Source organism: Streptococcus sp. SK140, assembly GCF_000259525.1.
Classification (GTDB): Bacteria; Bacillota; Bacilli; order Lactobacillales; family Streptococcaceae; genus Streptococcus.
This window is the reverse complement of sequence record NZ_AJML01000045.1, coordinates 84,431-92,934: the sequence shown is the minus strand read 5'-3', so window position 1 is coordinate 92,934 and position 8,504 is coordinate 84,431. Positions and strand designations below refer to the sequence as shown.

General features: G+C 35.7%; 10 protein-coding genes. 9 read left to right on the top strand and 1 reads right to left on the bottom strand.

The window, feature by feature from the left end:
* On the bottom strand, positions 1 to 935 hold a 935-nt coding region (locus tag HMPREF1116_RS11620), incomplete at its 3' end, for a hypothetical protein (RefSeq protein WP_000036609.1).
* A gap of 232 nt (positions 936 to 1,167) precedes the next feature.
* On the opposite strand from HMPREF1116_RS11620, the gene HMPREF1116_RS11615 reads away from it, so the two are divergent.
* From HMPREF1116_RS11615 to glyQ, 9 genes are all read left to right on the top strand, one after another.
* Positions 1,168 to 1,554: a hypothetical protein gene (locus HMPREF1116_RS11615; RefSeq protein ID WP_000047113.1), complete on the top strand. Its 387-nt coding sequence runs from the start codon at positions 1,168 to 1,170 to the stop codon at positions 1,552 to 1,554.
* Positions 1,555 to 1,568: 14 nt separating this feature from the next.
* The gene (locus HMPREF1116_RS11610) at positions 1,569 to 1,979 is read left to right on the top strand and encodes a hypothetical protein (protein WP_000545051.1); all 411 of its coding nucleotides are present in this window, start codon (positions 1,569 to 1,571) and stop codon (positions 1,977 to 1,979) included.
* 55 nt (positions 1,980 to 2,034) lie between these two features.
* Positions 2,035 to 2,616 (top strand): hypothetical protein, encoded by a 582-nt coding sequence (locus HMPREF1116_RS11605; RefSeq protein ID WP_000906374.1) that lies wholly within the window; start codon positions 2,035 to 2,037, stop codon positions 2,614 to 2,616.
* A 1-nt stretch (position 2,617) separates the two neighbouring features.
* Positions 2,618 to 3,340, top strand: coding sequence for an ATP-binding protein (locus HMPREF1116_RS11600; protein ID WP_000916628.1), 723 nt, complete (start codon positions 2,618 to 2,620; stop codon positions 3,338 to 3,340).
* 384 nt (positions 3,341 to 3,724) lie between these two features.
* Positions 3,725 to 5,116 carry a Rep family protein gene (locus tag HMPREF1116_RS11595; protein WP_000044268.1) on the top strand — a complete coding sequence of 464 codons (1,392 nt, stop codon included), beginning with the start codon at positions 3,725 to 3,727 and terminating at the stop codon, positions 5,114 to 5,116.
* Between the two features lie 34 nt (positions 5,117 to 5,150).
* Complete coding sequence (locus tag HMPREF1116_RS11590) at positions 5,151 to 5,381, top strand: DUF3173 family protein (RefSeq protein ID WP_025171321.1); 231 nt, start codon at positions 5,151 to 5,153, stop codon at positions 5,379 to 5,381.
* A gap of 15 nt (positions 5,382 to 5,396) precedes the next feature.
* Positions 5,397 to 6,596 carry a tyrosine-type recombinase/integrase gene (locus HMPREF1116_RS11585; protein WP_000039764.1) on the top strand — a complete coding sequence of 400 codons (1,200 nt, stop codon included), beginning with the start codon at positions 5,397 to 5,399 and terminating at the stop codon, positions 6,594 to 6,596.
* Positions 6,597 to 7,035: 439 nt separating this feature from the next.
* A complete protein-coding gene (locus HMPREF1116_RS0102515) occupies positions 7,036 to 7,407 on the top strand; it encodes a GFA family protein (protein ID WP_000912014.1) in 372 nt (123 codons plus the stop codon).
* 35 nt (positions 7,408 to 7,442) lie between these two features.
* On the top strand, positions 7,443 to 8,357 hold the full coding sequence (gene glyQ / locus HMPREF1116_RS11580) for a glycine--tRNA ligase subunit alpha (RefSeq protein WP_000038761.1): 915 nt from the start codon (positions 7,443 to 7,445) through the stop codon (positions 8,355 to 8,357).
* The last annotated feature ends 147 nt before the right edge of the window (positions 8,358 to 8,504 follow it).

The following is an 8,504-nucleotide window of genomic DNA, read 5'->3' as shown; positions in this document are numbered from 1 at the left end:
ATAGCAGTAGCCAGGTGAGGAAATTTTTGAAAAGCTAAAGCTCCCATTTGTAAAGCTGTTCTGATTTGAGTTAATTTTTCAATATTTTTGTAATGGATAGAATTCTTATCCCTCAAGATAGGGAAGTCCCGAAATTTTTTCAATAAATCATTATCCATTTTTCTTTTTCTGTTAATCAAATTGTGATAAAGAGATTTTCCATCATCAATATATTCCATAACCATTTTCTTGATGAATTCTTCTTGATTATTGAATGCCTTAGTTTTTTTGAATATTTTATATTGGTCTTTTATTATCTTGTAATATTCTCTTTCAATATAAAAATCAATAATACTCTCTTTAGTTAAAAAAATATCAATATTAAAATACCTTTGATAACAATCTAAGGAGATGCTATAATCTTCTTCATTTATTGTTTCAAATTTATCAACATTATCTTTAATATTTCTCGAAATCTTGTTTAGGTAGACACTTCCATATGAAAATACTTCAGAATTATCATCAGTTGTTGAAAATATCCATAAAAGATAGTGTGAAAATCTAGGGTAGTTCACAAGTGTTGCCCCTAACATTAAACAATCCCTAAAATATACTCTGTCCTTATCATATTCTGAATGCTCTAAATCATCAATATAATCTTTCACGAAAGGTAATTTTTGGATATTTGGAATAATACCAGTAATATCTTTTTTATTTCCTTTCTTTAATTCTAAGAAATAAGAATCAGGATTTCTCAAACCTGGTTTGATTTCATTTTCTATAAATTCACTTGCTCGTTTGTATTTGCCTTCAGCTTTGTAAATCTCAAACTGTTCTTCAATGATTTTAGGATAATTTTCTTTAATGTACTTATCAACAATAGTATCAGTGCGAAAAATACTTCGAACTGGAATGTAAGGCTCGTAAAATTCATGCCAATTACTTATTTTACTCATAAAAACTCCTTTATTTTGTTATGAAAAAAAACGCACTTTTTATGAAAAGGAAAACACTTTTTAAAAAAAGTTTATCACATTTTGGGGATAAAAGCAAACTTTTTCCAATAAGATTATGTACTGAAAAAACAATAGAGTTTCTGTAAAATGAACTTGTAAACGAAATTAGTTTCATTGCACGTCAGCATTCTAGAAAGTCTGACCATGTATTTTTTTCGAGAGGAGGACGATTATGTCTAAATCAAGAAGTGTGCTGGACACTTTTGCTAATCCAGTAGAATTTAACGAAGTTGTAAAAGAGCAATTTACTTTGCCAACAGAAGGTATTGTAATGAGCTTTTCTACAGGTCAAATCGAGGCAGCAGATAACAAACCAGCTATAGCTTACGGTAGTTTACAATGTGCTGAATCTGATGAATACGAACTTTACTCCCAAATTAATAGAACTTCAAATGTGCCTAAGTTTAAGGTTAAGTTACGTGGTTTTAGTAATCAGGATTTATCTAGTCTAGTAGGACAAGTTGTTGATTTATCAAATGCTGAAATCAGTTTTAAGCAAAATAAGTTCCAACAGCCAATAGGAATTGATTTAGTCTTAAACATTGAAGAAGTATTATAGTGGAGGATTAGTCTATGCACGAGAATCAAACTCAAGTTCTAACTTATCCTACAAATTTGACTCTCCTACCTAAGACTAAGTGTCAAGAAATTTTAAATCGTTCTCTACACTTATCTGTAGATAAAGAAGTTAAATTTTTAGGAAAATCGAGTCTTTCTATCAATAATGTTGAATCCTACGAACTAAAGATGTTTAAAGGGACATACATTCAAAAACTCGAAATCTCTAATCAAATCAGTGAGTCTCAGCAAAATGATTTAAAAAATCAGCTAAATTGGCAATTGACTCTGAATCAGCTAAGATTAGGAATTATTCCATTATTAACAATAAAAAAGTTATCTATTCACAACGAAAAGATAAAAAAATCTTGTGTGCATCTAACCCTATGGATTGAGGTAGGTTATCGTTCCGAGTGGTTGGCGTAGTTAGTATATTATCGCCCATATATTGGGCGATAACATACTTTATGAGGTATTTACAATGTTAATTTTAAATTTACTATTAAAATCTTTAATGTTCGCAATTATTTGGCAATCTCTTAATGTTTTATTCATTTTTCTAAAAAGAAAATTCTTATATTTGTCAGGAACTGTTCATAAAAGGGAAACTAATCTTTTTAATGAATCTCTCCTACTATCCGGAGTTCAAATACAGACTATTATATCTTTAATAAAGAAACTCTTTAATTGGTGGTCAAAAGAGAAAGAAACTGAGCAATTACAAACAAGAAAATCAATTGTTCTCAAAAATGTTGTTAACCATTTAAATCAAACACTCTTTCAAGATTTGGGTATAAAAACAGTTTCCCCTGCTACCACTGGTGGTGTAGATGTTTGGGTCTATCTTACAAATAATTTGAATGAAACCGAAAAGAGTTCCCTTGAAGATTATTTTATGGGGGTTCTTTCAAAATATACTGATGAATTTGGTTTAGATACCTTGGTTGTTGAACTAAATGTAAGTGCTGGTTGGGTAGGTAAATTTGATGTAAAACCTATTAAAGAAGCTACCTACAATCGTATGACAAGACAGTCTAGTGTTGAGAAAGAGGAGGATTTTTAAGATGTTAAAAAATATCTTTGAAATCAATACCAGAGGACACCCTACCTCTGTTTCTATTGATATTAACCAATATTTCGCTTGGATAATTGCAGGACCGTCAGGGTCAGGAAAATCAACCTTTTTACGGAGGCTATTAGGATTGATTTCCTTTTATGACAAAACTGCTGAAGCCTATTTTATGGATTTCAAGGCAGATGAAAAGATGTTTTCAATGGCTGGCAACCATGTCGCAAGAGGATTTAACTGTCTAAAACTCTTCGAAACAGTCTACCAACGCTTTGATGCGAGACTAAATAAGCAAGAAGAAAACTCTCATAACCTTTACTTGATTTTCGACGAGTGGCAAGCCTTTCTTGCATATCTTGAACAAACAGATAAGAAAAAACACAAAGATGTTTTGTCAAAGATGTTGATGATGAATAGCATGGGTAGAAGTCTAGGTTTGCGAATCGTTTTATCTAGTCAACGTTTCTTGATGTCTGACCTTCCAGGGCGCTACAATTTTAATTGTGTTATATCCTTATCAACTAGCTTTCTGCTAGCCACAAACAACAGACAACTTCTTTTCCCTGATATGGAAAAAGATGAAGTCATAGTAAAACCGCGAGGATATGGCTATTTCCAACCTGAGGGAGAACCTGTCAAGATGTTTCGTACTATTCAAGTAAGAGACGAGGAACGTTTAAATCAACGGATGCAGGAGCTATTTTCAAGATATAGCTAGCGCTTTTTCTGCTACACTTGTTAAGTACGACAGTAATCTTTTTTGAAGTTTCATCATCGGTTTAGTGTCGGCACGCCCCACCAGCAGGAAAATGACGGCTTGCAAGGGCTTGAGGGGTGGAGATTTTTCGTAGCGAAACGGTGCCGAAGGCAAGAGTGTAGAGAAGAAAAATACTACCCCGTCCCTTGCAAGTTGGCAAGCGTATTCTTGGTGTGGTGGGGCTTCATCGGGCAGGAGAGGCTGGGGTTTGGGGCGAAGCCCCAAGGAAACATTTATTAAATCTAATTCTAACTATTCCTAACGCGTGGTTAAACTGGGCTTGTCAACGGTTTAACCACAGAATAGTTAAAAGAATAATTAAAACAAAGGAGTTTAACTATTCAAATGAGCAAGAGAAAAGAAACTTTCTTAGGTTCTATTCTAGTAACTCAACAGTTCGATATTGACTACTGGAAAAATGGTTGGGATAAAGAAACCATAGAATCAGAAGATATTAAAAAAATACTAGCTGAAATCATTGAACGAGTTAATCAAGTTGCGACAGTAGCAGAAGCCTATGCGATAAAGCATGATAAGGACTTTACAGAGCTTTTCGATATTGAAACTCAATCAACACTGACTAAACCAGTTGAGCCACATATTCATGCCTTGTTAAAATTCTCTAAAGGGGCAACTCTGCCAGAATTAGCAGCTCATATCGGTATTGAACCTCAATACCTTGAGAAAGCTAAATCAGGTCGTTACGGTTATGATAATTTACTGGCTTATATCATTCATGCTAAAGATAGTGATAAACATCAGTACAATCCTGATGAAGTTATCACACTTCTTGGGAAAGATTATCAAGAGGTTTATCAGGAACGGCAAAAATCTTGGCTACAAGGACGAGCTAAAAAGGAAGTTCAAAAAACACAAGAGGATATTGATTTACTGCTTGACGATATTCTGAATGAGCGTATCACAAAGCAAGAACTCTTATTAAATCCCTCTTATCATTTGCTATATGTCGTTCATAAGACAAGGATAAATGAAGCCTTTAGAGCCATTGGCGAAATCAAGGGAACACGGACTAAACAAGATTTAGAAAATGGCTTATTCAAAAAAACTATTCTCTTTATTTATGGTAAATCGGGGCTTGGTAAAACTAGACTAGCCAAGGAATTAGTTTCTCTGCTTGAACAACTAGCGAGCGTTAACGGTCAAAAATGGCAATCAGTTTTAACGGCTGGAACGAATATTTTTGATGAAGTCAATGGAGAAGAAATCTTACTCCTTGATGATGTCAGGGGAGATAGTCTGACAGCTTCTGATTGGCTGAAAATTCTTGACCCATATAGTATTAGTCCAATTTCTGCACGCTATCAGAACAGAATAGGGTCAGCTAAGGTTATCATCATCACTAGCACCAAGCACCCTTTAGAATTTTTCTATCATACCAAGGGGAATGATAGAGAAGATTTATCCCAGTATATAAGACGATTTGACTTTCTTATTAGTTTGGAGAGTGAGAGGGAAAATCTAGTATATTTTGAATCAAGCCCTACAAAAGTCTATCAGCGTAGGAGAAAAATTCCTAAAACTGATATAGATGTTTACCTATCTTATGACTTTTCCGCAAATGCTAGATTGGCTAACAAGTCTTATCTTCTTGAGTTAGTACTAGCCAAGATAGGATTAAACAACCAATGGGAAAATTGGGACTATAAACTAAAAACCTCGTCAGACACTTTGGCGAGCGACACTGACGAGGCTGAACATAGTACAGAAGAAAAGTAACTTCTGTACCTCTATTATATCATGGAAAGAGGTTTTGATGGAAACTATCAATCATAAAAAATTGACTGAGCTTGGATTTTCAAAAACAGCATCAAAGCAGATTATTAAGGAAGCAAAGTTGATTGCAGTTACACGATTTGAAGAAGCTAGCAATTCTTCAAGTAATATAGTAAAATTAAGTAAATCACCTTTTGATAATAGGCGATTAGACTTAGCTCCTACTAGTATTGTAGAGGAGTTACTGGGTTTTCAAATTTCACACTAGGAGGATTTGAAACCAATGTCTAAAAAATATAAAGGTGTATTTAGGGATAGCAAGGGACGGATTTACTGTCAAACGGAGTTTAAGGCTTCTGCTACTGGAAAAAGGCAACGCTTCAAAAGATACCGCAATATGTGGGGGAAACCTTTTGAAAGTGAAAAAGAAGCCTATGATGAGCTTTGTCGAGCTAGGGTTGAATTTTATGATAAGTTCGATTACTCGGATTATAATTTGACTTTTGCCCAGTATATGGAAGACATTTTTCTTCCATACTATAAGCAGACGGTTCAGGATTCTACATATCGAACAGCCATTACTCATTTTCAGCTTTTCATTGAAATTTTTGGAAAGTTGAAACTGCGTGATATTAGACCTCGAGAATGCGAAAGATTTCGATTGAAATTGATTGCTGATTATTCTCCAAACTATGCAAAGTGCGTTTGGATAAGATTTAAGCAATGTTTAGGCTATGCCGAGCGTATGGAATATATCAAGAATTTTCCTTGCAAGGCTTTGGATAATCCAAAAGGCAAGCGACCTGATACAAAATTTTGGACTTTTGACGAGTTCAAAAAAGTCCTATCTACTTTTGATTTGACTGATTACGAGGACTTGCACCGTTACACCACAACTTGGTTATATTATATGACTGGTGTTCGTGTCAGCGAGGGTTTTGCTTTGATATGGTCAGATTTTGATAAGTATAATAAACGGCTTTTTGTCCATTCAACCTTAGAAGCACTCAAAGGTGGCATTTATAAGCGTAAGGAACAGACCAAAACGGAAGCTGGTGTACGGTTCGTTGATTTAGATGATGAAACAATCAAAGTTCTTGAACGCTGGCGAGCAGTCCAAGTCTCAAATGCTGATGATGATTATATCCTGTCAAAATTTGGAGAACCTATGGTAAAATCCACCCTGACAAGAATGTTAAAGCGACACGCCAAATTGGCTGGAGTTCCTGAAATTACAGGTAAAGGATTAAGGCACAGTCATGATTCGTTTATGATAAATGTCCTTAAAAAAGATGTTCTATCAGTCTCACAACGCTCTGGACGAGTTGATAAGGCAACTACCCTAAATACCTATTCACATTTCTATAATGCCAATCAGCAAACGGTAGGCAATGAAATTACCGACTTATTGCAAAAGGAGGGGGTAAATTTGACACCCCTACAAACACCCCCACGGGTAGAAACAGGAAAGAAAAACGCATAATAGCAAGGTTTGTGAGCACTATGCTCATATTACTCTTAAATAATAGAGCAACTACATTCGTAGCTTAAAAACATGATTAGACCGCTAGTCTTAGGATTAGCGGTTTTTCTTTTTGTTCAAAAAGGGACATAAATGGGGCAGTTAAATTAATTTGGCTAAGAAATATATAGGACTAGTGATAAAATAATTTTACTTTTTCATTCCTTTTTGTTATAATAGACGACAAGAAAGAATATCTTATCAGTAAATCCCAAGCGAGCCTGTGGTAGTGGAAGTCAGGTGGTTGAGAGATAAGTGTGGCGCTTTTGGTATTTTAATAAAGATAATGAAGTAATAAATTAGGGTGGAACCGCGTTTTTAACGCCCCTAGTCGCAAGGCTTGGGTGTTGAAATTCGGTTCTTTTTGAATTCGTCTAATGCCTAAGTAGAAAGGAGTACAATGCTTAAAGGATCTTGTTTATGTAAAGCAGTGACTTACACTCTAGATGAGGAATTATCTGAATTAGTTTTTTGCCACTGTTCATTCTGTCGGAAAGCAACTGCGTCTGCCTATACAGTTAATGCCAAAGTTAGCAGTAAAAATCTAGTATTGCATGGAAAAGAAAAGCTTGTTACGTATAGTTCTTCTCCAGGAAAACAGCGTTATTACTGCCAGAACTGTCATAGTCAAATTTTCACTGTTCAAGAAAATATACCAGAAGTCTGTGCTTTGAAATTAGGTACAATAGATGAATGCAATCAGAATTTACAAACTGTTCCCAAACGTCATATTTTTCAGGATCCAGCTTTTTCTTGGTTGCTTGATAAATAAACCTAAAAAGATAATATAAATTAAAGGAGTAAAACATGTCCAAAAAACTAACCTTCCAGGAAATTATCCTTACTTTGCAACAATACTGGAATGATCAGGGTTGTATGCTTATGCAGGCTTATGATAATGAAAAAGGTGCGGGAACCATGAGTCCTTACACTTTCCTTCGTGCCATTGGTCCTGAACCATGGAACGCAGCTTATGTAGAGCCATCACGTCGTCCAGCAGACGGTCGTTACGGGGAAAATCCAAACCGTCTTTACCAACACCATCAATTCCAAGTGGTCATGAAACCATCACCTTCAAACATCCAAGAGCTCTACCTTGAGTCATTGGAAAAATTGGGAATCAATCCTTTGGAACACGATATTCGTTTCGTTGAAGATAACTGGGAAAACCCATCAACTGGTTCAGCTGGTCTTGGATGGGAAGTGTGGCTTGATGGTATGGAAATCACTCAGTTCACTTACTTCCAACAAGTCGGTGGTTTGGCAACTGGACCTGTTACCGCTGAAGTTACTTATGGTTTAGAGCGTTTGGCTTCTTACATTCAAGAAGTTGACTCAGTTTACGATATTGAGTGGGCTCCAGGTGTTAAATACGGTGAAATTTTCCTTCAACCAGAATATGAGCACTCAAAATACAGCTTTGAAGTTTCAGATCAAGACATGCTTCTTGAAAACTTCGAAAAATTTGAAAAAGAAGCAGGACGTGCTTTGGAATTGGGCCTAGTTCACCCTGCCTATGACTACGTTTTGAAATGTTCACACACCTTCAACTTGCTTGATGCTCGTGGAGCAGTATCCGTTACAGAACGTGCTGGTTATATCGCTCGTATTCGTAACTTGGCCCGTGTTGTAGCTAAAACATTCGTAGCTGAACGCAAGAAACTCGGTTACCCACTTCTTGACGAAGCTACACGCGCTCAACTCCTAGCAGAAGAGGAATAATAAAAACAGTTACAAGAATAGAAAAAGGGCGAACAAAGTGAGCCTGTATGGCACTCAGAGGCAAGTCGAAGACTTGCTAAAGGGATAGGCACCGCCGTACTGATATCTGGGGATTTTTGAAACTTTAGGTTCAAAAATCAGTTGGCT